Genomic DNA, 21,102 nt, shown 5'->3' on the forward strand with positions numbered 1-21,102 from the left:
ACTGATGCACTGATGCACTGATGCACTGATGCACTGATGCACTGATGCACTGATGCACTGATGCACTGATGCACTGATGCACTGATGCACTGATGCACTGATGCGCTGCGTCGCTCTGCGAAGGTCGACTGCGGAACCGCTTTTACCTGGACTTTTGCAACGAAGATTGACAGCCTTCCGCGACACGCCGAGATTTGGTCAAACTACACCGGCGATTCCGGTCAATCTTCGTTGCATCTCGACATCTTCTACTGAGGCGTCCTGGCGCTTTGAGCCGCTTCTCGGATTCCGAGGCCTGGATGCGTGGGTAGGGCGAATCGTCCTTCCTTTAACTGCACACCGTCATAGGGGTCGTCGTCGAGCCATAGGTGTAAGTCAAGGTCGGCGTAGTCGGCGAGACACGTGAGCGTGGCGGCGGCGGTGATGGCGAGGGAGGTCTCGACTTCACAGCCGATCATGACGGACAGTCCTACGGCGCGTGCTGCGGCAATGAGCTGCATTGCTTCGGTCAGTCCGCCGCACTTGGTGAGTTTGATGTCAATGCCTGAGCAGATGTCGATGAGTGGGCGGAGCGAGGCCAGGTCCGTGATTGATTCGTCGGCGATGACGGGGATGGGTGACGCCGCATGCACTTCAGCCAAACCGTGGAAGTCGTTGGCGGCCACGGGTTGTTCGAGCAGACTGACCCCGCATGGGACGAGCACGTCGTCGATGAGTTCCATCGTGTACTTGGCCGTCCAGCCGCCGTTGGCGTCCACCCGCAGGGGAACGTCGACGGCCCCGGCGATCTCGCGCACGATCGTCGCGTCCTCCGGGCAGCCCAGCTTGATCTTGAGAGCGCGGTATTTCGTGGCGGCGTCGACGGCGGCGGCGACCATGGAGTCGACGCGGTCGAGGCCGATGGTGAAGCACAGTTCGCAGGTGGCGTCGGCATCGAGCCCGAGTAGCCGGAACAGTGGTTGGCCCACTAGCTTGCCGACCAGGTCGGCCAGGGCCATGTCCACGGCCGAGCGGGCGGCTCGGACGTCGGGCAGGTGCTGATCGAGTCGCTTGAGAATGGCGTCGCTGGCGAAGGGATCGTCGCCCAGCAGCGGCGCTGCCTGGTGTAGGTAATACAGGATGGCGTCGATGGGTTCGCCGCGCCACGGCCCTGGCGCGGCTTCACCATAGCCGGTCTGTCCTCCTGCTGTGATCGCGACGAACACGTTGTCGACTGCGGTGGTTAGCGAACGCGATATCCGCAGCGGGCTGCGTAGTCTCAACGTTTGGGTCCAGATGTCCATCTGCATGATCTGGTGCCCGCCCTTTCAGCCGGCGACGCCGAGAAGCAATCGGTCAATGATGATTGACATCGCAGACTCGATACCCGAATCGTCGTCCGGATGCCGCGAGTTGTTCCTGTCCAGAAGGGGTCGGCGCGCAATCAGTTCATTGGCCATTGTTGCGGAAATCCCTGCTCCAGTGAGGATTTGCGTCAATTGGGATGCGGGCAGCGAGTTCCACCACGTCTGCGCGAGCACCCAGCGTCCCTCGCTGTCGGGGGTGGCGATGACGCGCACCCGCGACAAGCCGCCGTCGGGCTGCGCTTGGAGGCGGACATGGGTTACCGGCGGCAGATAGGAGGCGGGGTTGAGGTCGGTTAGCCAGAAGGTGTGGCGGGTATCGGGTTGCAGGGTCGTCTGCGGCAACAGCTCTTTCCACGACCACGAGATCGGATCTGACGTGGTGGTGCCGTCGGTGAGATCGTCGTCTGCACCGTCAAGTGACACGGCGGCGGAGGCGTTGTAGCGGAAGTAGGCGGTGTCGACCACGAGTCCGTGGACGTGGGCACGAGCGGCCAGCTTGATGATCACCCAGTCAGGTTCTCGTCCGCGGCTGCGCCGAGTCTCCCATCCCTCGCCCATCGAGCGAGCCATGTCTGGTCGGTTGAGTGCTCTTGCGGGACTGTAGAACCCATCGCTGTTGTCGATGACTTGTCCACCGCACTGTTGTGAGGCCAGGTCTTGGGCACCGATGTCGAAATCGCGGGGATCGGGCACGGGGTGGCCGTAGATCCGCAGACGCCCCACTCCGCCGTCGGGCCAGATCGTGACGCGAACGTGGGTGAACCGCGTGTCACCGTCGACGCCGAAGAGGTTCGACTCGTCGGCGGTCAGAGGCGAATCGGGGACGATTTCGTGCCAGTCGGCGTGGGTGAGATCCTGAGGCCCGGGATAGCCTTCGACGCCGCAGGCTTCGATCCTGCAGCCCACCGGGTGATTGCCAGTGAACGATGTGGTGTCGACATCGATGGAGCGGATGATGCCGGGTGCGCCCAGCCGAACCAACGCCCAATCGACCCCGGGGTCGCGCCGTCGCCTGGTCTCCCAGCCGTCGACGATTTCTCCGCGGGCACTGAACGAGCCGGGAACGAAGTGCACCGGTTCCGGGTTGAGCAGGTTCTCCTTCTCCCCGAACGCCTCGTCGCTGGCCGCCATGACGGTGCCCCCGAGCAGTCGCGCGGCGAGGTCACACCTGGGCATTTCGGTTGTCCTAGTCAAAGCAAACCCTTCGGTTATGACGACGCGCCACTGTTGCGTAATGGCCGGCGGTGGATGGGATTTGGACGCAGTCAAGGCTGCAGCGAGCGGCGCAGATCTGAGGCGAGTTGCTCAGCGATGCGGCGAAGATGTGGCGCCAGGGCGGGTATGCGTTCAGCCGTCAGACGATCGGACGGCCCTGTGACGGTCAACGTGAGCGGCACTGGTCCTGCGGCCACGGGCACGGCCACGCAAGAGATTCCTAGCTCCACTTCATCCGTTTCTGAGGCATATCCGCGTCGACGCACGTGCGCCAGATCGGTAACCAGTTGGGGGGGAAGGGGATTGGCTCGCGGCAGATGACGTTGGATGAAAACCGTGAGTTCGCTGGGGGTCAGTTGGCTCAGCAGTGCCCGTCCCGCGGCCGTTGCCCGAGCCGGCAGTCGGCGCTCGACCTCGCGGGCCGATCTCGTCGAACCCGGCATGACCGCTTGTGCGATGTAGACTGCGTCGGCTCCCTCCAGCACCGCCAGGTCGGCGTTCTCGCCGGTCAGCGCCGCGACCTGTTGCAGGGCAGCAGTGGCCTGAACGCCCAATTTGCGGTTCGTGGCTTCACCGAGCTGGATCAGCGCATGACCCAACCCGTAACGGCGCTCCGACGTGCGCACAACGTGTCCACTGAGCACCAACGTGTGCAGTAACCCGTGCACGGTGGACTCCGCCAGCTGCAGGCGCTTGGACAGCTCGCGCAGACTGACCTCGCCTCCGGCGTCGGCGATGGCCTGCAGCACCTCCAGGCCCCTGCGCAGGGAACGCACACCCGAGGACGCGTCAGGACGTTCGGCGCCTCTACCGAGTCCACGCTTATCGGGCACGTCTTCAATCATGCGACCTGGCGCACAGGCAGGCCCGGCGACGAAACTGACGGCAGCTTGGTAGTGCGCCAAACCATGGCGAACGGCCACTGATGCATCGGGCGTCATCAGCGGCTCGTCAGTGTGTCGGTGTCGAGGGGCAGTCCCCGTAGGTGCCGCAGGAAAAACCGCTGCGACCTTGGCTGTGAGCTGTTCAGTACCTCGCGGGCAGTGCCATACTCGATGATTTTCCCGCGGTCCAGCATCATCATGGTGTCGCCGACCTTCGCCGCAAATGGGATGTCATGCGTCACGACGATCAACGTGGTCCCGGCGGCGCCCAGCTCTAGGATCACGTTCTCCACCTCGTCGACCAGTTCGGGGTCAAGTGCGCTGGTGACCTCGTCGAACAGCAGAACGTCGGGCTCCAGCGCCGCCGCGCGAGCGATCGCGACCCGCTGCTGCTGACCGCCGGACAGTTCGTGCGGTCGGCGCCGCTCCAGCCCGGCCAGTCCAACCCGTTCCAGCCAGACAGCCGCCAGCTCGTCCGCCGCGGGTTTGGCCATGCCACGCACTCGCCGCAACGGCAATGCCACGTTGGACAACGTGTTGAGATGTCCGAACAGGGCGAACTTCTGCGACACCAAGCCCACGCGGCTTCGCAACTGCTTGGCCGGCAGCGAGTCCGTCGGCACGCCGTTGAGGAGCACTGTCCCGGCCGACGTGAGTTCCAGCCTGTTCAGACACCGCAGGAAGGTGCTCTTCCCCGAGCCCGAGGGGCCCACCACGCTGAGGGTGTGGCCCCGGTGCAGTTGGCATGTGATGTCGGAGAGCAGCGCTGTGCCGCCGATGGATACGCCCAAGCCCTGGATGTCGAGCACCGGTTGCGTTGCGGTCTCTTCCAACAGTGCGATCTCAGGCACCGGCCGTCACCTCTTCTCGTGATGCCATTTGCAGCGCGCTGCCGCGACCGGTGCGCGCCAGCTTCTTCTCCAGACGACGGGCCAGTGTCGTCAGTAGAACGTTGACCGCCAGGTACATCGCCCCGGCGGTCAGATACAACGGCAATGAGGCGAAGGTGGAGCTGATCGCCTGTTGGGTACGCAGGGTCAGCTCGGTGATCGTGATGAAGCCCAACAACGAGGTGTTCTTGATCAGCGCCACCATCTCGTTGGTCAGGGCCGGGATCATGCCCGTGAAGGCTTGCGGCCAGATGATCCTGATGGTGACGTCCCACCGATCCAGACCCGCCGACAAGCCGGCTTCTTCCTGCTCGCGTCCGACACCGGTCATTGCGCCGCGAACGATCTCGGTGACGTAGCTGGCGCCGTAGAGGCCCAGTCCGGCCAGCCCGGCGGCCAGCGGGGAGAGCTGCACGCCGATGTAGGGCAGGCCGAAGTACCAGACGTAGAGCTGCACGAGGAACGGCGTGTTGCGGAACAACCCGACGAAAGCCCGGATTGCCCAGCGCAGCGGCCGGAAGGGCGCGGCGTAGTCCAACGTCCCGAGAATGCCGCCGAGGATCAGTGCCAGTACGAGAGCCCCGGCGGCGCAGCCCAGCGTGGTGGCAAAACCGGTCGCCAGGTAGGGCAGGTTGTCGATGATGGCGTCCATTCATGCGCCGTTCTGCGTGGTGGTGTCACCGAACCACTGCTGGCGCAGTTTGGCCAATGTGCCGTCGGCATCCAAGGCGTCTAGGGCCGAATTGACCTCTGGCAGCAAGGGGCTGTTCAGCGGTACCACGGCGGCGATGGGCTGTGCGGTGTTCAGCGGTGTGGGGAGAAGCTTCAGTCCGCCGACCTTCTTGACGTAGTAGCCGGCTACCGGAGCGTCGGTGACGACGGCGTCGGCCCGGCCCTGGGCCACCAGCTGAAATGCCGACGGTGTGTCTTGGACGGTGACGAACTGCGCCGCGGGCAGCTTCTCGCGAACGAAGGACTCAGGTACGGTGCCCACCTGAACGGCGATCTTGGCGTCTGCCAGACCCGCCAGGTCTTTGACGGACTGGTTCGACTCATTGACGGTCAAGACGAACGAGTCGCGGACATAGGCCTTCGAGAAGGCCACTTCCTTGCGCCGCTCGGGGGTGTCCAGAATGCCGGAGATTGCGATGTCGGCACGTCCAGACGTGACCGTTGCAAGCAAGCTGGTGAACGGCATTTGATCGAAGGCGGCTTTCTTGCCCAGCTTGTCAGCCAGCGCGTTCGCCAGATCAACGTCGAACCCCACCAGTTGCCCGTTCTCGATCTGCTCGAAGGGGACGAACCCCGGATTGATTGCCACCCGCAAAGTTCCGCCTGCCGGCGCGCCGGCAGGCGGGTTGCTGCATCCAGCCAGCAGCGCCAAGACACAGGCCACCAGTATCAAGCGCACTAAACTCCAGACGCGCACGTGTTTGCTCCCTCACAACGGTCCGCTCAATCCACGGAACACAGATCAAAGTCGATGCTTGAACACTGACAGAACGCTCGAGAAGGGGTCAACGAACTTCGGCGGCACCGAAGTTAAGTTCCCGTTTCCCGTCTGTAAAGACCACGCTTAAGTCTCAAACCGCAAGCGCGCCAATACTGTTCGCCCGAGATCCATCCTCGCTACCGTCCGCACCAAGCCCGATCACCGGCCGAATGTTACGAATGCTGACAAGGAGTTTCCGCCAGGTTTCGTAAATCAATACTGGTGCAAGCACATTCGCGTCAATATCCGTCATTTACCCGATGGTGTCGCGAGCCTGGAGTCGATAACGTCGGAAGAATCCAACAGCCCAGTTGACCTGGTCGTGCACACAGATGCGAAGGAAGCCGGTAGATGATCCCGATTCCGCAAGACGACGCCACGCGACAGCAGATGCTCGACGAGATCCAAGCGAGCGTCGAGGACTTTCGCGGAGTGCCCGGGTTCTCCGTTCTGCGTACCGAAAGGCCGGGTAGCGCGATCGGCGCGCACGCCGGCATCCAGGACGACGTGAGACTCGAGCGCGTGCTGACCCGGATGCGGATGCAGCCGACGGGCGCCTTCGGCGGCAAGCTGATCATCGTCTGCACCAAACTCGAGCAGGAGTGGCGCATCGCCAGGCTGTCCGGGATCCGCGGCGTCCCACCGAAGTTCATCGATACCCGCGTGTTCGCCGACGAACAGTCCGCGCAGGCCGAGATCTTCGCGATGCGGCTCGAGCAGTACCCCGCCGAGGACGGGATGCCCGAGCACTGCACACCGGCGTGGAAGGCGCGAGGGGAGAACTGGGCGTGACGGACATGTACCCCGCGCTGCTGCGACTGACCGGGTACGGTAGCAAGTGGTCGGTCGAGCAAGGGGACAGCATCGACTTCTTCGTCAACTGCGACGGCCCCGCCTCCTACCGTGCCGAACTGGTCAAACTGATCCACGGCGATACCCACCCGAGCGGGCCGGGCGTCAAGGAAGAGGTCATCGACTCGCCGCTCAACGGTACCTATCCGGGTCAGCCCCAGACCATCCATGCCGGTTCCTACGCCGTGGTGCTCGACCGCCGCCCGATGCGGGTGGACAGCTTGACCATGCAGTGCTGGATCTGGCCGACGATGCCCACCAAGGTAGACGGCTACTGGTCGCCCGGTGAGCAGATGATCATGGGCAAGTGGGCCGACGGCCGCGGTTACGGGCTGTTCCTCGACCTGGATGGTCGGGTGTGTCTGCGAATCAACGGCCAGACGCTCACGGCCGCCGAACCGGTTCGCGACCGGGCCTGGCACTTCATCGCGGCGACGTTCGACGCGGAAACCGGTTGCGCTGTCCTGTATCACGAGCCGCAGATCCGCTACGCGCTTGATCCCAAACCCGAACCCGACGAGGCGGTGTTCACCGAACGCGCCGCACACACTGCGGTGCCGTTCACCTTCGCTGCCCATCCGAGTCACACTGAGCCCGACGGTACGTCGTTGCAGCCGCACGGCTGGGTGATGACTGACCACTACAACGGCAAGATCGACGCCGCACGGCTGTGTTCGCGGGCCCTGACCCGCCTGGAGATCGAGACCATGAAGCTCGGATCCGCGGCGGGGATGGATGAGCGGCGCGGTGTCGGGCCGTCCGCGGAGCTCGGCGCCGCCATGGTGGCCGCCTGGGACTTCAACCTGGAGATACCGACCCGCACGATCGTCGACAGCGGGCCGTACCGGCTCGACGGCGAACTCGTCGGCCTACCTGCCCGCGGGATGACCGGCCACAACTGGAGCGGCACCCAGATGTCGTGGAGCGCCGATCACCGCGAATACGGCGCCATCCACTTCCACGACGATGATGTCGACGACGCGCGTTGGACAGTCGATTTCACCGTTACGGTGCCCGCCGATCTGCCCAGCGCCGTTTACGCCGTGAAGCTCACGACCAATGAGGGCGACGAGGACTACATCCCCTTCATGGTCCGTACCCCGCTCGGTGCGCCGCAGTCCAAAATCGCCGTCATCATGTCGACCACCGACTACATGGCGTACGCGAACGAGCATCAGGCCAGCAACTTCGGCAGCCTGGAGGCCTTGGTCTATCGCACTCCTATCATGGCGCCGCAGAACATCTTCCTGAGCGTGCACCGGGAATACGGCTACTCGCTGTACGACACCCACAGTGACGGTTCCGGAGTGCACATGTCATCGAGGCTGCGGCCGGTGCTCAACTTCCGGCCCAAGTGCGACTCGGTCATCACGCAGGCACCGTGGCAGTTCAACGCGGACCTGCACCTGATCGATTGGCTGATCCAGCTGGGCTATGACTTCGACGTCATCACCGACGAGGACATCAGCTACGACGGCCTGGAGCGGATCGAGGGCTACAACGTGTTGCTCACCGGGTCGCACCCCGAGCACAAGGACGGCCGGTACCTCGACGCCATCCACGCCTACAAGGATCGCGGCGGCCGGTTCATGTACATGGGTGGAGACGGCTTCTATTGGCGGCACACATTCCACTCCGGGTACGGACGGGGCGAGATCACCGAGATGCGCCGCTGCGAGTCGGGTATCCGGCCCTGGCAGGCTCAGCCCGGCGAGTACTACCACCAGAGCGACGGCAAGCTCGGCGGTATGTGGCGGTTCCTCGGCCGTGATATGGCCGCGGTGAGTGGAACGTCGATGGTGGCGCAGGGCTTTGACGTCTCGACATACTTCAAGCGCACACCGGAGAGCGACGATCCCCGGGTCGCGTGGGCTTTCGACGGCATCGAGTACGGCGAACGGCTCGGTGACTTCGGTCTGGTCGGGGGCGGCGCGGCTGGCGCTGAGCTCGACAACGTCGACACCACGCTGGGCTCGCCGCCGCACACTCTGCTGGTTGCTACGTCAGCCGGACTGCACACCGACGCCTATCTGACGGTGACAGAGTTGATCTTGACCAATGCTCCCGGACACACCGGTACCCAGCACCCGAGGATCCGCGCCGACATGGCATTCCACGAGACGCCCAACGGCGGTGGGGTGTGGTCGTTCAGTTCGATCTCGTACTGCGGCAGCCTCTCGCACAACAACTACGACAACAACATCTCGACGTTGACCGCGAACGTGCTCAACCGCTTCGCCCAGGACGGACCACTACCCGCACCGGATGCCTCAGAGATCCGCACGCGGGGCAGGTTCGAGTCGACCCCAGCGCTGAACTACCACCTGCCCGAGGAAGTCGGTAGCGGATGACCCCCACTGTGGCACACAGAAATCTGCTGCTGCGGCCGGCATCGACGGGGCAGCACCCAGCAGCGGAGACCGCGGACTGGACCGGCACCTGGGTATGTGTGGGGCTGGCCGAGCAACTCAGCGAGGTCGGGGCGGTGCTGCCTGCGACGGTCGGGTATCACGGTGCCCATGTGCGGCGCACCGACGACGGTTTGATGGCCGCGATCAACGCTAGGCCGTTCGGCGGATGCGTGTCGATCCCGGTGCACTGCGGAAGCACCCGCAATGTCAGGTGCCCACACTTGGCCTGTGCCTTCAGCGAAGACGGCGACGTGCTCGACAGCAGGACCGATCCGAGCGGTGCGTCCAGGGCTCAGTTCCTCGGCGACGGACGCAGGACCGTCAGACTGCCTCTCGCACAGTGGGGTTCGCTGTTGTTCGTGAACGTCACGATGACCGAGCCGCCACCGCTTCCGATCGCCGTTACGCCCTCACCGGACGACTCGGAGGTCGTCGCGACCGGTCTGCGATTGGTACCCGGGAATTGGCTCGACACTCCGCTGCGGGCAGCGTCGGCCATCGCCGGCACGCTCGATGGCGACCGTACCTGCGTCACCGCCGTGGCGCCCAACCTCGCCCTGGTGCACTACGGGACAGCCACTTTCGTCGTGCTCAGCCGCCCGGCTGGTCATACGCGGAGCACTTTGGTGTGGGCGCTGCTGCACCGGACCGGCACGATCCCGCTCCTCGATCCAGGACTGCTCACCGGACTGGCTGCCGCCGGATTCGACGCTGCAAGTCAGTGTGGGCCATCTCACTCGTGTCTTAACGGCGAGGAAACAGGACCCGAACCTCGTTGACGTTCGCACATAGTCGACTGGTGGTACGCAGATCAGTGGACATGAGCCGAGACGGAGAACGAGATGGCTGCGGCGGGGCACGAAACTCGGGACTTCACCTCGATTGCCGCCGACATGGTGTCTACCGACACCGAGGTACGGATTCGTGGTGCCGTCGACTTTCTTCGCATCGAGGCTCGCTGCGACACCTTTCTCCTTGCCTACAAGACGCCTCGAGCGATCGGGTTCAGCCTGGTCAACTCGGTCGGGTACTCCGATGCGGTCGCCGGGCATCTGACGTCGGACATCCAGGCGATGCCGGAGTTCTCCAGGCAGTTTGCCGACCAGAGTCGGGTCTGGGACTGGGACGACGTACCTGAGTTCTCCGATTCCTACAGTGGCGCCAAGGTGCTGCGTCCGGAAGGCTTTACCAACGGTTTCCTGATGGTGTTGCACGATGGCGCCGGAGACGTGGTCGGGTTGTGTCAAGCCAACATGGAGCATCCTGAGTTTTCGCCGCGAAGTCGCTGTCTGGTCGAGTCGGTCCGTCCGCTGTTCACGAAGTACGTCACCCGGATGCGCGAGCAAGCACGTGCCCGGCTGACCCCCCGAGAGCAGGAGATTCTTGCGCTGCTTCGCGGTGGCCTGTCGAACACCGAAATCAGTGATCGGCTGTTCCTGTCGCCACGCACGGTCAGCACCCATGTCGAACGCGTGCTGCGAAAGCTCGGCGTGGCCAACCGGGTAGCGGCGGCTGTGCACGCCACCGAACTGGAACTCTTCGATCAGAAGCGCGTCGTCGTGTCGGCGCCGCGGCCGCCGCTGAATCGAGTGGCCGGGCTCTGACCGTCGGCGCCGGTACGCCGGACAGCCGAATATGGCCATCCGGTCTTTCCGCGTGTTCGCGCTGCGCCGATCGGCGGGACTGTATTCGATTGCCAATCAGAATCATTCGTGACAAATACGTCGGATGACGTATTTCGTCGGAGCAACGAATTCCATACCGTGTACCTACATCGCCTGATACCACTGCGCGCCGTGGCGCAGTGCAGACCTGGATGAGCTTCTTCATCAGACCAGAGGATCCACCGATGACGCACGGACCCCGAAGGACGCAGCGGCGCCTGTCATTGCGGTTAGTCGCGGTCTGCTTCATCGCGCTTCTCAGTGTCTCCGCACTCGCCGGCTGTTCGCGGGGACCAGTGCGTACCGGAAATGTCTTCGTGATCGCGATCGAGTCCGAGGCCGACGTACTCGACCCGCAGGTGGCTGGGGGTTGGGTGACGTGGCGAATCAACCGGCAGATGTTCGAACCGCTTGTCGACGAGGATCTGACGAAACCTTCGCAGGAAGTCACGGTTCCGCCGCTGCGACCCGGGCTGGCCGCGTCGTGGGATATCTCAGCGGACGGCCTGGAGTACACCTTTCACATTCGACGCGGGGTGCGGTTCCACGATGGCACACCGCTCAATGCGCAAGCGGTCGAATACAACATCCGCCGGATGTGGGACAAGAACTCTCCGCAGTACTCGGTCAAGGCGGCCGGCCAGACGACATTCGTCTGGAAGTTCCTCGACTCGGTCGAAACCGTCGACGACCACACCCTGAAAATCCGGTTGAAACAACCCTTCTCCGAGTTTCTGCGGATGCTGGCACAAGGCGGTAGTGGTTCGACTGCGATCATCAGCCCGACTGCACTCAAGACCTACGGCGAGGACATCGCCGACCATCCGGTGGGCACCGGGCCGTTCAAGTTCAAAGAACGTATCCGCGGTGAGCGAATCGACCTGGTGCGCAACGATGATTACTGGGGCACGGTTCCATCGATCGACGGCGTGGTCTTCCGGCCCCTGCCCGACCCATCGGCACGCACGGCCGCGCTGAGGTCCGGGGACGTCGACATGATCGCGGTGCCGAACCCGGACAGTATCGACAACCTGGTGAACGAGGGATATCAACTCTCCGAGGGCATCCCGCCCCACATTTGGTACTTGTCCTTCAACATGAAGGACAAGTACACCTCGAAACGCGAAGTACGTGAGGCAATCAACCTCGCGATCGACCGCGAGGGGATGGCGCAGGACTTGTTGCGCGGCTCGGTGAATCCGGCGCTGGGAGTCCAAGCACTGTCGGCGGGTGGCTACGTCGAACGCAAAGACGCCTACCAGCGCAACCTCGACAAGGCCCGGCAGCTGTTGGCGTCGGCGGGCCTGGCGAATGGGTTCGAGACGACGTTGATCACCTCGACCGACGGTTCCGGCCAGATCATGCCGGCGCAGATGGCGGAGTTCATCCAGCAGAACCTCGCGGAGATCGGCATCAACCTCAAAATTCAGACCCAGGAATGGATCTCATACCTGGGCGTGTGGGCCCGGGGTATGCAGGACGGCGTCGGCATGGCGCAGATGTCCTGGGGAATGACCAGCCCCTACTGGCTCTACATTGCCACCTCATCTGAGCTTCAGGCACCCAACGGCCCGAACGTCGGGTACTACGCCAACCCCGCCCTCGACAAAGCGATGGACAACGCGATCACCGCGCTGGACCCCAAGGAAGCCGCCAAGTTCTGGCGCCAAGCGAACAACATAGTCACCGATGACAGCGCCCTGGTCCCCATCGTCAACGACAAAGCCCCCTACATCCTGGCCCCCTACGTCTCCGGGTTCGTCTCGGCGAGCGAAGAGTGGTACGACCTGACCCACGTGAGGCTCAATCAATGACCCGTGCCATCGGAAGTAGGCTATTTTCAACCATTCTCGTGCTCTTCGGCGTCAGCCTCATCGTCTTCCTGTTGCTGCAGATGGTGCCGGGCGATCCGGCCGTCACCATCCTGGGGTCCGGCGCGACCGCCCAGACCGTCGCCGCGCTGCGAACCGAGCTCGGCCTGGACCGGTCACTGCCGGTGCAATTCTTCGACTATCTCGGTGGATTGCTCCAGGGTGATCTGGGCCGTTCCCTGACCATCAACACTCCGGTCACCGACATCATGCTGCCCCGCTTCGCGAACACGCTGATCCTCACGGCGGCGGCGCTCGTGCTGTGCATCCTTGTCGCCGTTCCGCTCGGGGTCATCGCGGCCCACAAGCAATACAGCATCTTCGACCGAGCCTCAATGATGATCTCGCTGGCCGGCGCGAGCGTTCCCGTCTACTGGTTCGGGTTGCTGCTGATCGGCATCTTCGCCATCGGTCTCGGTTGGTTGCCCACGTCCGGCATGTACAACCCCCGCTTCCCCGGCGGGGTGGGCGATCTCTCGGCGCACCTCATCCTGCCGGCCATCGCCGCGGCGCTGGTGCCACTCGCGGTGATCGCTCGGATGACGCGAAGCGTGATGATCGACATCCTCCAGCAGGACTACATCCGCACGCTGCGTGCGTCCGGGCTCGCCACGACTTCCGTTCTCTGGCGGCATGCCCTGCGCAATGCGCTGCCGCCGATCGTCAACATCATCGGCCTGCAGGTCGGCTACTTACTGGGCGGTGTGGTATTCGTCGAAGTCGTGTTCGGCTGGCCGGGCCTCGGTCAGCAGCTTTACACCTCGATCACCCAGCGCGACATCCCGGTGGTCCAGGCCGGTGTGCTGTTCATCGCGTTGGCCTTCGTGATCATCAACCTCTTTGCCGACGTGGCGGTCGGTCTGCTCGATCCCCGCACCAGAAGGAGCGCAGGAGCATGAGCCTCCGAAGACGACCGCGAGTGAGGATCGCAGCGAGGAACGAGCGAGGACCGGAGCGAGGGGGAGTCGAGGCATGAGCGTAGTCACCGAGGCGGTCGACGCGGGCCGCTCACTTCTCAGAGCCAACCGGTCCCGGGCCGACGGACCCGGTACTGCTGAGACAGACGAGCCGAAGCCGCAGTGGCGCTTGGCTGTTCGAGCCTTCAGCCGGGACAAGATGGCGGTGGTGTCGCTCATCATCCTGGTGCTAGTGGCTCTGGCGGCGATTTTCGCCCCGCTACTGACGCCCTACAGCCCGGTTGCCGGCGACCCGGTCGAACGCCTGGCCGGTGTCGGCACCGACGGTCATTTCCTCGGTCTGGACGGCCAGGGGCGCGATATCTGGACCCGTCTGCTCTACGGCGGACGCAACTCTCTGATGGTGGCGGTGGTCCCGGTTCTCGTGGTGTTTCCGCTGGCTCTGCTGATCGGCTTGTTCGCCGGGTTCCAGCGCAGCAGGGCTGGTGAAACCCTGATGCGGGTCCTTGACGTACTGTTCGCGTTTCCGCTAGTGCTGCTCGCGATCGCCCTGTCTGCCGTGTTGGGTGCAGGCCTTGGCAACGTGATGCTCGCGATCGGGATCACGCTGATCCCGTACATGGCCCGGGTTGCGTACACCGCCACCGTGCAGGAATCGTCGAAGGATTACCTGGAGGCGGCCCGCGCTTACGGCGCCAATCCGCTGCTGCTGATGTTCCGCGAGCTCATGCCGAATGTCGTCGTTCAGCTGCTGGTGTACGCAACGACGTTGTGCGGCCTGATGATCGTGGTCGCGGCCGGTCTCAGTTTTCTCGGTGTCGGCGTCATCCCGCCCACTCCGGACTGGGGCATCATGACCGCCGACGGCAGGAACGTGTTGCTCGAGGGCATCTACCACGTCGCCACCATTCCCGGTCTTCTGATCCTCGTCGTCTCGCTCGCTTTCAACCTGATCGGCGACGGGGTCCGTGACGCACTCGACCCACGAAAGCAGACCAGCTGATGACCGTCCACAACGCACTGGACGTCAGGAATCTATCCGTCGACTTCCACACCGACAGCGGGGTCGTCCACGCGGTGAAGGACGCGAACATCTCCGTCCGCGAAGGCGGAATCCTCGGATTGGTAGGCGAATCCGGCTCCGGAAAGTCCGTGACCTCCCTGGCCGTGCTGCGTCTGCTCGGCACCAGCCGGGCCAGGATCACCAGCGGCGAGATCCTGTTCCGCGGTGAAAACCTCCTGACCAAGTCCGACAAAGAAATGCGCGCTATTCGCGGTCCGCATATCGGGTTGGTTTCGCAGAACGCACTGTCGGCGCTCGATCCTTCGTTCACGGTCGGTGCACAGCTGATCGAGGTGATCCGGGTGCATCAGGGAGTGGACAAGGCGACGGCCCGAACCAAGGCCCTCGAGGCGCTCGAGCTGGTGGCGCTTCCTGACCCGAAACGTCGTATGAAGGCCTATCCCCATGAACTTTCCGGGGGGCAGCGTCAGCGGGTGGTCATCGCGATTGCGCTGTCCTGCCGGCCTGAGTTGCTCCTGGCGGACGAGCCGACGACCGCGCTCGATGCGACCGTTCAGAAGCAGATTCTCGATCTGCTGATCACCATCAACTCCGAACTCGGTACCTCGATCCTGTTGGTAACACATGATTTCGGCGTGGTCGCGCACGTGTGCACCGACGTCACCGTCATGCGCCGGGGCGATGTCCTCGAGTCGGGGACGGTGGAACAGGTGTTGAACCGGCCTCAGCACCCCTACACACAGGGGCTCATGCGGGCAGTGCCACGGCTGCACCTCAACGACGCCACCCGATCCGTTCCGCGCGCGGACCGGCGCTTGTTCGATTTCCGCGATGACACGACGAAGGAGAACGCCGATGTCGCATAACAATCCGCTGATCGCGGTCTCCGAATTGAAGAAGGTGTTCGCCGTGCGCGACGAGAACGGCAAGCGCGGCGAGTTCGTCGCAGTCGACTCGATAAGCTTCACCATCGAGCGCGGCGAGACGTTCGGCCTGATCGGCGAATCCGGTTCCGGCAAGACGACGACGGGCCGCATGGTGCTGGGGCTGGAGAAGCCGACATCGGGATCGGTCACCTTCGACGGCAACGAACTCGTGGACCTCTCCGACCTCGACATGCGTCGATACCGTCACCACATGCAAATGGTCTTCCAGGATTCGGGCTCGGCGTTCAACCCGCGACGCAGCGTGGGCGCCCAGATCGCCTATCCGCTCAAGCACTTTCAGGCAGCGTCTGCTGCCGACGCCCGTAAGAAGACGCTTGACCTACTCGACCGGGTGGGCATGCTGCCGTCGCACTACGACCGCTACATTCACGAGTTCTCCGGTGGGCAGCGGCAGCGTCTCGGCATCGCCCGGGCTCTGATAAACGACCCCGACTTCGTCGTGCTCGACGAGCCGACGGCCGCGCTCGACGTGTCGGTTCAGGCGCAGATCCTGAACCTGCTCAAGGACCTTCAGCGTGAACGCAAGCTCACCATGCTGTTGATCACGCACAACCTCGCACTCGTCGAGCACATGTGCGAGCACGCCGGGGTGCTCGATGACGGAAGGCTGGTCGAGGTGGGACCAGTGGATCGGTTGCTGTCGAACCCGGGCACCGCCATCACCCGCAAGCTCGTCGACGCCGTGCTGGAACCGGAACTGGCCGGCGCAGCCAGGTGAAGGGGAACCGATGACTGGAGTACGGACCAACCCCACCATCCCGGAGCTGCGCGCAGGGATCGATTGCGGCGACCTCAACCCGGTCGATCTCGTGCGTAGCGCGCTGGCGCGGATCTCCCATACCGAGGAGAAGATCGAGGCGTTCGCCGCGGTGTTCGCCGACGAGGCGCTGGCCGTCGCGCAGCAGCAGCAGGATCAATGCACGACGCAGGGTCCGCTGTGTGGGATTCCGGTCGTGGTCAAGGATATCTACGACGTTGCCGGCTACCGGACCGGTAACGGATCCCTGGGCGCCCCGGAGCATCTGGCTGTTCAGGATTCGGAGTCGGTGCGGCGGCTGCGGGTGGCCGGCGCCATCATCCTCGGCAAGACCGCCACGCACGAATACGCCTACGGAGTCAATACCCCGCCGACGCGCAATCCCTGGTCGCTCGACCGGATTCCTGGCGGTTCCAGCGGCGGGACGGGCGCGGCCATCGCAGCGGGCGTGGCGGCAGCCGGTCTCGGTACCGATACCGGTGGCTCGATCCGGATCCCCGCTGCGCTGTGTGGTGTCACCGGACACAAGCCGACGTTCGGCTTGGTCAGCCGCCGCGGCGTCAGCGCTCTCAGTTCCACCCTGGACCACACCGGGCCACTGGGGCGCACCGTCGACGACACAGTGGCGCTGCTGGAGGCCATCGCTGGACACGACCCTGGCGACCCGTACAGCTCGGCCGGTCCGGTACCTGACTTCCGCACCGAATTCGACCGCGGCCTCGAAGGTTTGACGATCGGCGTCGCGGAGAACTACTTCTGCGATCGGCTCGCACACGATGTGGCCGCCGCATTCGAAGAAGCCGTGCGCGTTCTGGAAAGCGCTGGGGCCACGATCAAGCAGGTCGAGTTCGCCGATGTCGAACTATGCCCCCAGGTGGTCGACGTCGTATGCGGGGTCGAATCCGCCGCCTGGCATGCGATGCAAACCGGGATGACCCCGGAGAGATTCGGTGTCGATGTCCAGGAGGCACTGCGTGTCGGTGCGGCGTACACCGGTGTCGACTATCTCGCAGCCCGACGGGCCCGCGACGCTGTCATCGCCGGAATGGAGGCGATGTTCGGCTCGGGCGCAGACTTGCTGGTATCGCCGACCATCGCGATCACCGCTCCGCCATACGGGGCGACGGAGGCCGAACTCGGCGGCGTAACGGTCCCGATCCTCGCTGCCATCAATGCATTGACCGTACCGGCCAACGTGACGGGGATGCCGGCGCTGACAGTGCCGGCGGGTTTCGGCGCCGATGGTCTGCCGATCGGCTTGCAGTTGATGGGCGCCCGAGGCGCCGACGCAACTGTGCTCGGCGCCGGACGGGCCTTCGAAACACTCGTCGGCTGGGTAGACAGAACCCCCGCCCTGTGAGAACCAACTCTAGGAGATCTCGTGTCCGACAATGATTCCGTGACTTCGGAAGCGCTGGTGTCCGCCGTGTTCGACTATGCCGGGCTGACGATTCCGCCCGATCGTCTGGCGGCGAACTACGAGGTCTACTCGTCGACGCTCGCACTGATTCGCCAGGCCTCGGTTACGGGTCTGGGTGAAACCGTCCCGGCCGTCGGTTTCAAAGCTAGCTGGGACTGACTGGAAACTGACGAGAAAGGCACACCGTTATGGAACTCTACGAACTTTCCTTGCTCGAGGTCGCCGAGAAGATCCGCACCAAAGAGGTCTCGCCGGTGGAGGTCACCCGGTCGTCGCTGGCGCGCCTTGCGGAGGTTGAACCAGTGCTGACCGCATTCGTCACCACCACACCGGAACTCGCGCTCGAACAGGCAAAGATCGCCGAGAAGGAGATCGGCGACGGCAACTACCGGGGTCCGCTGCATGGTATTCCGCTCGGAGTCAAGGACCTTTACGACACTGCCGCGATCAAGACCACCTCGAGCTCTGCGCAACGCGCCGACCACGTGCCGGAGACCGATTCGGCGTCCGTGGCGAAGTTGTACGCGGCCGGCATGGTCCTGATCGGCAAGACCCACACCCACGAATTCGCCTATGGTGCAACGACCCCCACCACGGGCAACCCGTGGGCACCCGACCGCACCCCGGGTGGATCGAGCGGCGGTTCTGGTGCCGCGGTGGGCAGCGGCGTCGTGCACGTGGCGCTCGGCAGCGACACCGGCGGATCGATCCGTATCCCGGCGGCGCTGTGCGGCACCGTCGGTCTCAAGCCGACGTTCGGGCGCGCGTCACGGGTCGGAGTCGCGTCGCTGTCGTGGTCGCTCGACCATGTGGGACCGCTCAGCCGCAACGTGATCGACTCCGCGCTGGTGATGGCCGCCATGTCCGGTTACGACCGTCGGGACCCGGGCACGGTCGACGTGCCCGTGCCCGACATGGTGACCGGGATCGACGCCGGTGTGGCAGGCAAGAAGATCGGGATCCCCACCAACTACTACACCGAACAGCTCGACCCGGAGGCGGCCCAGGCAGCCAGGGCGGCCGCCGCCACACTGGAGGCGCTCGGCGCGGAGCTGGTCGAGGTGAAGATCCCGATGGCCGAGCACATCATCTCGACCGAGTGGGCGATCATGATGCCGGAGGCCACCGCCTATCACCTGGACTACCTGCGCAATTCCCCGGAGAAGTTCACCGACGAGACCCGCACGCTGCTGGAGACCGGTGCCGCGGTGCTGGCCGTCGACTACGTCAACGCGCTGCGGCTGCGGACGTTGATCCAGGCGGCGTGGAAGGAGATGTTCTCCTCGATCGACGTGTTGCTCGCGCCCACCCTCGTCGCGGCCGCGACCCTGCGGTCGGATCCCTTCATCAGGTGGGCGGACGGCACCGTCGAGGGTGCGACCGGCGCCTACGTGCGACTGTCGGCGCCGGCCAACGTCACGGGTTTGCCGTCCTTGTCGATTCCGGCGGCGTTCACCGCCGGCGGGCTTCCGCTCGGGGTGCAGATCATCGGAAAGCCGTTCGCAGAGCCCGAGATCCTGCAGTTCGGCTACGCGCTGGAGCAGAACACCGACGTGGTCGGCAAGATCGCACCGGTCCTCGAAAAGGCCACGCAGTGACTGGCGCCCGCGTCGGCCTGCGGATCCTCGACGAAATCGTCGGTTGGGTGACGGACCAGGCCGTCGCCGATCGTCTGCACGAACTGCACCACCAGCAGGCCGTCGAGTACCTCCACCTCGATGTTCACGACCTCGATCGCAGCCGGCTGCGCGCGACATCGGATGTCGGCACCGACTACGCCATCGTGTTGCCGCGGGACAGCGCACTCGCCGATGGCGCGGTGCTGCTGCTCGAGCCCGATCGCGCGGTGGTCGTGCGGTCCGGGGCGCCGCGGACGATGACATTGCGGGCCAACGATGTCGGGGCTGCACTGCGGCTCGGCTTCCTTGCCGGCCACTTACATTGGAAGGCCGACCAGCGCGACGACACCGTCGTGGTTCACCTGGAGGGACCCGAATCCGACTACACCGCCCGGATCGTCGAGCTGCTCGAGAGTGGGCGGGTCGAGTCGCTCGATGACTGATCTTGGGCAGCTGCTCGCCGCCATCCGTTTCGGTGACAGCGCATTCCCGTCCGGCGGGTTCGCCTTCTCCTCGGGGTTGGAGGGCTCCTACCGGGACGGAATGGTGCAGGACGAGGGCGATGTCAGCGCCTTCGTCGCCGAGCAGCTCGAGGGAAATTGGCATCGGCGCGACCGGGTCCTGCTGCGCCGGGCCTGGGCCGAGCCGGACCCTTCCGCGGTGGACAATCTCGCCGAGGCCAGCACGACGATGTCGGTGCTGCGGGAGGCCTCCCGCCGCGCTGGCGCCGCCACCCTGACAACGTTCGCCGCAGTCGTCGCCTCTGGTGTCGTCGACTACCGCGGCCGGGTACTCGCGGGGGTCGTCCCCGGCCACCTTGCGGTGGCCCAGGCGGTCTGCTTGCGTGCCGCTGGCCTGACCCTCGAAACGGCAGAGGCCGTAGCAGCATGGCAGGTAGTCTCCGGAATCACAGGTGCCGCATTGCGTCTCGGAATCCACGGGCACCTCGGCGCCCAGCGGATCGCGACGAACATGACCCCGCTGTTACTCGACCTGTTGCAACGCCAGCCGCCCGCCGAGCCCGCCGGTTTCACCGCCTACGCCGACATCGCGGCCCAGCGCCACGACGATGGCGTGCGGTTGTTCGCCAGCTGAAAACCCGTATGTGAAGGAGATCGTGTGAACCTGACGCCCACCGAGATCGAGCGCCTCGTCGTGTTCAACGCCGCCGAGCTGGCGCGACGCAATCTCCGCGAAGGCATCCCGTTGAGCCACCCAGAAGCGGTCGCTCTGCTGGCCGACGAGGTGATGCTCGCGGCGCGCAAGAACATGGCCTACGACGAGGTGATCGACCACGCCGCGTCGTTGCTCTCGGCCGACCAGTGCGAACCGGGTGTGCCCGACATGGTACGCATCGTGGCGCTCGACGCTCCGTTCCTGGACGGCACCAAGCTCGTCACGCTGATCGACCCGATCATCGCTGGGGAGAACGACATCCGCCCAGGTGAGATCATCGTCGGCGACGAGCCGGTCCACCTGTTCCCCGGTGCCGAGCGACTGTCACTGACCGTCGTCAACCGCGGCGACCGGGACATCCAGGTGCGTAGCCAGTCGCACTTCTTCGAAACCAACCCAGTGCTCGAGTTCGACCGCCGCGCTTCATGGGGCCACAAGCTCGACGTGGCCTCCGGTGCCGGAGCGCGATTCGAACCCGGCATCCCCGTGGAGGTGAAGCTGGTCCCGATCGCCGGTGATCGTGTCGCCCAAGGCTTCTCGGGAGTGGTCAACGGGCCACTCGACGCAGGCGGCGCCCTCGAAGCGGCACTTGCCGCACAGCGCGAAGGCTGAAGGAA

At 64.5% G+C, this 21,102-nt stretch carries 22 protein-coding genes; 15 read left to right on the forward strand and 7 right to left on the reverse strand.

The features are described 5' to 3' along the window. Window positions 1-248 precede the first annotated feature (248 nt). From HNP02_RS36380 to HNP02_RS36410, 7 genes are all read right to left on the reverse strand, one after another. A complete protein-coding gene (locus tag HNP02_RS36380) occupies window positions 249-1,283 on the reverse strand; it encodes a dipeptide epimerase (protein WP_184445512.1) in 1,035 nt (344 codons plus the stop codon). Between the two features lie 24 nt (window positions 1,284-1,307). Next, complete coding sequence (alc, locus tag HNP02_RS36385) at window positions 1,308-2,522, reverse strand: allantoicase (RefSeq protein ID WP_184445513.1); 1,215 nt, start codon at window positions 2,520-2,522, stop codon at window positions 1,308-1,310. A gap of 89 nt (window positions 2,523-2,611) precedes the next feature. Continuing rightward, window positions 2,612-3,394 (reverse strand): IclR family transcriptional regulator, encoded by a 783-nt coding sequence (locus HNP02_RS36390; RefSeq protein ID WP_184445514.1) that lies wholly within the window; start codon window positions 3,392-3,394, stop codon window positions 2,612-2,614. 107 nt (window positions 3,395-3,501) lie between these two features. Beyond that, window positions 3,502-4,296, reverse strand: a complete 795-nt coding sequence (locus tag HNP02_RS36395) for an amino acid ABC transporter ATP-binding protein (RefSeq protein ID WP_184445515.1) — start codon at window positions 4,294-4,296, stop codon at window positions 3,502-3,504. Further along, window positions 4,289-4,987: an amino acid ABC transporter permease gene (locus tag HNP02_RS36400; protein ID WP_184445516.1), complete on the reverse strand. Its 699-nt coding sequence runs from the start codon at window positions 4,985-4,987 to the stop codon at window positions 4,289-4,291. The genes HNP02_RS36395 and HNP02_RS36400 overlap by 8 nt, the downstream gene beginning before the upstream one ends. Continuing rightward, complete coding sequence (locus tag HNP02_RS36405; RefSeq protein ID WP_184445517.1) at window positions 4,988-5,656, reverse strand: ABC transporter substrate-binding protein; 669 nt, start codon at window positions 5,654-5,656, stop codon at window positions 4,988-4,990. A 262-nt stretch (window positions 5,657-5,918) separates the two neighbouring features. After that, entirely contained in the window at window positions 5,919-6,080 is a 162-nt protein-coding gene (locus HNP02_RS36410) for a hypothetical protein (protein WP_184445518.1), read from the reverse strand. A 98-nt stretch (window positions 6,081-6,178) separates the two neighbouring features. Between HNP02_RS36410 and HNP02_RS36415 the strand changes: the two genes are divergently transcribed. The 15 genes from HNP02_RS36415 (at window position 6,179) to ureB (ending at window position 21,097) form a co-directional block, all read left to right on the forward strand. Further along, complete coding sequence (locus HNP02_RS36415) at window positions 6,179-6,619, forward strand: N,N-dimethylformamidase, small subunit (RefSeq protein ID WP_255507391.1); 441 nt, start codon at window positions 6,179-6,181, stop codon at window positions 6,617-6,619. Between the two features lie 5 nt (window positions 6,620-6,624). Continuing rightward, the gene (locus tag HNP02_RS36420) at window positions 6,625-9,030 is read left to right on the forward strand and encodes a LamG domain-containing protein (RefSeq protein ID WP_221318432.1); all 2,406 of its coding nucleotides are present in this window, start codon (window positions 6,625-6,627) and stop codon (window positions 9,028-9,030) included. Then, complete coding sequence (locus HNP02_RS36425) at window positions 9,027-9,869, forward strand: hypothetical protein (RefSeq protein WP_184445519.1); 843 nt, start codon at window positions 9,027-9,029, stop codon at window positions 9,867-9,869. Before HNP02_RS36420 ends, HNP02_RS36425 begins: the two co-directional genes overlap by 4 nt. A gap of 63 nt (window positions 9,870-9,932) precedes the next feature. Continuing rightward, window positions 9,933-10,694, forward strand: coding sequence for a response regulator transcription factor (locus HNP02_RS36430; protein WP_184445520.1), 762 nt, complete (start codon window positions 9,933-9,935; stop codon window positions 10,692-10,694). 245 nt (window positions 10,695-10,939) lie between these two features. Further along, on the forward strand, window positions 10,940-12,568 hold the full coding sequence (locus tag HNP02_RS36435; RefSeq protein ID WP_184445521.1) for an ABC transporter substrate-binding protein: 1,629 nt from the start codon (window positions 10,940-10,942) through the stop codon (window positions 12,566-12,568). Next, window positions 12,565-13,524 (forward strand): ABC transporter permease, encoded by a 960-nt coding sequence (locus HNP02_RS36440; protein WP_184445522.1) that lies wholly within the window; start codon window positions 12,565-12,567, stop codon window positions 13,522-13,524. The genes HNP02_RS36435 and HNP02_RS36440 overlap by 4 nt, the downstream gene beginning before the upstream one ends. 73 nt (window positions 13,525-13,597) lie before the next feature. Continuing rightward, complete coding sequence (locus HNP02_RS36445) at window positions 13,598-14,545, forward strand: ABC transporter permease (RefSeq protein WP_184445523.1); 948 nt, start codon at window positions 13,598-13,600, stop codon at window positions 14,543-14,545. Beyond that, window positions 14,545-15,432, forward strand: coding sequence for an ABC transporter ATP-binding protein (locus HNP02_RS36450; protein ID WP_184445524.1), 888 nt, complete (start codon window positions 14,545-14,547; stop codon window positions 15,430-15,432). Before HNP02_RS36445 ends, HNP02_RS36450 begins: the two co-directional genes overlap by 1 nt. Further along, window positions 15,422-16,231 (forward strand): ABC transporter ATP-binding protein, encoded by an 810-nt coding sequence (locus tag HNP02_RS36455; protein ID WP_184445525.1) that lies wholly within the window; start codon window positions 15,422-15,424, stop codon window positions 16,229-16,231. The genes HNP02_RS36450 and HNP02_RS36455 overlap by 11 nt, the downstream gene beginning before the upstream one ends. A 10-nt stretch (window positions 16,232-16,241) precedes the next feature. Then, complete coding sequence (locus HNP02_RS36460; protein WP_184445526.1) at window positions 16,242-17,630, forward strand: amidase; 1,389 nt, start codon at window positions 16,242-16,244, stop codon at window positions 17,628-17,630. 39 nt (window positions 17,631-17,669) lie between these two features. Then, entirely contained in the window at window positions 17,670-17,849 is a 180-nt protein-coding gene (locus tag HNP02_RS36465; protein WP_221318436.1) for a hypothetical protein, read from the forward strand. A 29-nt stretch (window positions 17,850-17,878) separates the two neighbouring features. Next, the gene (locus HNP02_RS36470; RefSeq protein WP_184445528.1) at window positions 17,879-19,288 is read left to right on the forward strand and encodes an amidase; all 1,410 of its coding nucleotides are present in this window, start codon (window positions 17,879-17,881) and stop codon (window positions 19,286-19,288) included. Beyond that, window positions 19,285-19,752 (forward strand): urease accessory protein UreE, encoded by a 468-nt coding sequence (gene ureE, locus HNP02_RS36475; RefSeq protein ID WP_309241821.1) that lies wholly within the window; start codon window positions 19,285-19,287, stop codon window positions 19,750-19,752. Before HNP02_RS36470 ends, ureE begins: the two co-directional genes overlap by 4 nt. After that, window positions 19,745-20,404 (forward strand): urease accessory protein UreF, encoded by a 660-nt coding sequence (locus tag HNP02_RS36480; RefSeq protein WP_184445529.1) that lies wholly within the window; start codon window positions 19,745-19,747, stop codon window positions 20,402-20,404. Before ureE ends, HNP02_RS36480 begins: the two co-directional genes overlap by 8 nt. A 24-nt stretch (window positions 20,405-20,428) precedes the next feature. After that, entirely contained in the window at window positions 20,429-21,097 is a 669-nt protein-coding gene (gene ureB, locus HNP02_RS36485; RefSeq protein ID WP_184445530.1) for an urease subunit beta, read from the forward strand. Window positions 21,098-21,102 lie beyond the last annotated feature (5 nt).

It is taken from the genome of Mycobacterium sp. AZCC_0083 (genome assembly GCF_014202335.1).
Taxonomy (GTDB): Bacteria; Actinomycetota; Actinomycetes; order Mycobacteriales; family Mycobacteriaceae; genus Mycobacterium.

Bases quoted from the DNA above. Each gene is read 5' to 3' on its own strand.
- HNP02_RS36450 (WP_184445524.1), top strand. From the start codon at position 14,545: ATGACCGTCCACAACGCACTGGACGTCAGGAATCTATCCGTCGACTTC.
- HNP02_RS36425 (WP_184445519.1), top strand. From the start codon at position 9,027: ATGACCCCCACTGTGGCACACAGAAATCTGCTGCTGCGGCCGGCATCG.
- HNP02_RS36470 (WP_184445528.1), top strand. From the start codon at position 17,879: ATGGAACTCTACGAACTTTCCTTGCTCGAGGTCGCCGAGAAGATCCGC.
- HNP02_RS36445 (WP_184445523.1), top strand. From the start codon at position 13,598: ATGAGCGTAGTCACCGAGGCGGTCGACGCGGGCCGCTCACTTCTCAGA.
- HNP02_RS36455 (WP_184445525.1), top strand. From the start codon at position 15,422: ATGTCGCATAACAATCCGCTGATCGCGGTCTCCGAATTGAAGAAGGTG.
- HNP02_RS36480 (WP_184445529.1), top strand. From the start codon at position 19,745: ATGACTGATCTTGGGCAGCTGCTCGCCGCCATCCGTTTCGGTGACAGC.
- HNP02_RS36420 (WP_221318432.1), top strand. From the start codon at position 6,625: ATGTACCCCGCGCTGCTGCGACTGACCGGGTACGGTAGCAAGTGGTCG.
- HNP02_RS36380 (WP_184445512.1), bottom strand. From the start codon at position 1,283: ATGGACATCTGGACCCAAACGTTGAGACTACGCAGCCCGCTGCGGATA.
- HNP02_RS36400 (WP_184445516.1), bottom strand. From the start codon at position 4,987: ATGGACGCCATCATCGACAACCTGCCCTACCTGGCGACCGGTTTTGCC.
- HNP02_RS36410 (WP_184445518.1), bottom strand. From the start codon at position 6,080: ATGACGGATATTGACGCGAATGTGCTTGCACCAGTATTGATTTACGAA.
- HNP02_RS36415 (WP_255507391.1), top strand. From the start codon at position 6,179: ATGATCCCGATTCCGCAAGACGACGCCACGCGACAGCAGATGCTCGAC.
- HNP02_RS36460 (WP_184445526.1), top strand. From the start codon at position 16,242: ATGACTGGAGTACGGACCAACCCCACCATCCCGGAGCTGCGCGCAGGG.
- alc (WP_184445513.1), bottom strand. From the start codon at position 2,522: ATGCCCAGGTGTGACCTCGCCGCGCGACTGCTCGGGGGCACCGTCATG.
- HNP02_RS36440 (WP_184445522.1), top strand. From the start codon at position 12,565: ATGACCCGTGCCATCGGAAGTAGGCTATTTTCAACCATTCTCGTGCTC.
- HNP02_RS36430 (WP_184445520.1), top strand. From the start codon at position 9,933: ATGGCTGCGGCGGGGCACGAAACTCGGGACTTCACCTCGATTGCCGCC.
- HNP02_RS36435 (WP_184445521.1), top strand. From the start codon at position 10,940: ATGACGCACGGACCCCGAAGGACGCAGCGGCGCCTGTCATTGCGGTTA.